At 66.9% G+C, this 1682-nt stretch carries 1 protein-coding gene and 1 pseudogene; both read right to left on the reverse strand.

All coding sequences use genetic code 11. The features are described 5' to 3' along the window. A pseudogene (locus AOK08_RS38840) lies at positions 1–1294 on the reverse strand (BREX-2 system ATPase PglY); the annotation flags it as partial. A 23-nt stretch (positions 1295–1317) separates the two neighbouring features. Further along, positions 1318–1682 (reverse strand): DUF7008 domain-containing protein (locus AOK08_RS38845; protein ID WP_241827292.1); only part of this gene is annotated, 365 nt, incomplete at its 5' end.

A 1682-nucleotide genomic window follows, 5' to 3' on the forward strand; every position in this document is an offset into this window, starting at 1 on the left:
CCTCGTCCGCGCCGGTCGTGGACTTGTCGTGGCCAAGCAGGGTGTCCCACACGTCCGGACCGAGCTTCTTGGCCTCGGCGAACGCCACCTCCACCTTCGCCTCGGCCTCGGGAGTAGCGGGCTTGAGCAGGCGTGCCTGCGCGACCTGCGGGAGGTTGCGGTCCTCCAGAACGATCTTGTCGAATCGCCCGCCGGTGAGCTTCAGGCTGTCCTGCACGGCAGCCTCGGCGGCCCCCGACATCTCCTCGCCGACCAGTTCGCGCAGGTCGCGCTGGCGGGCGATGAACGACACCACCGGAATGGCGCGCCGCTCGTCGCCACCCTCCACGAAGTTAGTGATCTTGTCGGCTTCGCGTGAGACGAACCTCTGGTCATGGATGCGGGAGGCCAGCCACAGGATCAGCTCATCCATGAAGAGGACGAGCCCGTCATAGCCGAGAGACTTGGCGTGCGCGGCGATGATGCCGAGCCCCTTGTCCAGGGAGACGAACCCGTCGGCGTCCTCGGAAGCGTTGCGCGAAAACGACGGGAACAGGGTCTGGGTGAGGTCCTGCACGAGACGGGCCCGCAGTTCCCGCGGCGTGGAGGGGTTCTCCAGGTCGAGATCCTTGGTGTTCTCGTGCTCTTCCGGCGCGTTCACTGCTTGGTCCAGCAGTTCGGTGGTCCAAGCGAAGGAGTCGCCCCAGTCGTCCATCTGGCCCTCGCCAGCGTCAGCGAGCTGCTCGATCACCCGGTCGTCGCCGTTGCGGCGGCGCTGCTCGGCGAAATCCTCGAAGAGCCCGTCGGTCCGGTAGACCTGCGGTAGCGGGCAGCCGGGGTGCAGTTTCCGTACGTGTTCCACGTACCTGCCGAGCACACGCTGCTCCAGGGACTTGGAGCCCAGCATGTGATACGGCACCAGCAGGAACCTGCGGTCGTCCGCGTCCAGCCAGGGATGCCGGGCCCGCACCGGGTCGAGGTCGCCCCGCTCCCGGGCAGCCTGGTTCCCCGACAGCATCGCGTAGAGCACCGCCATGAAGTGCGACTTACCAGAACCGAACGAGCCGTGTAGATAAGCCGCCTTCGACGAGCGGCTGTCGAGCGCGGCCTTGATCAGGTCCAAAGCCTCGTCAAAGTTGCCGAGCAGCCGGTCGGTGACGACATAGTCCTTCAACGCCGTCTCGGCCCCCTCGGGGGTAACCGCCTCGTTCAGCTTCAACACGAAGTCGGAAGTGGACACCGACTCCGGGATATCAATCAACTCCCGCAGCAACGGCCGGTCCTCAGGGCGAGAGTTCCTGTTCATGAACGCCATGGTGTCTTAGCTCCTCGCCCTGCTCAGTCGGACTCTACGCCGGTAGCGGCATCGGTGACGTTGTCCGTGACGGCCGTCTGGACGGCGACCTTCGCGCCCGTTCGCTTCTCGGGCGCGGCTGCCTTCTTCGCTCCCCCGCGGGTGGCAGCGGCCGGACGCCAGGCCCGCAACGCATCGTCGGTCAGCCCGAGCTCGCCCTGCTTCTGCTGCCGGAACGCCAAGATCTCGGCGGCCGGCGACGCCCCGAATGCCGGGTCGTACTCGCCGTACCACTGCTCCAGCCACGGCTGCAGCTCAAGCAGCCCGGCCAGGTACGGCACGATCTCGTCGTCGCCGAGCCCAGCCTGCTGGACGAACGAGGCGAGCGCGAGGGCCTGTTCCAGGTGAT

Source organism: Streptomyces graminilatus (assembly GCF_001418565.1).
GTDB lineage: Bacteria > Actinomycetota > Actinomycetes > Streptomycetales > Streptomycetaceae > Streptomyces > Streptomyces graminilatus.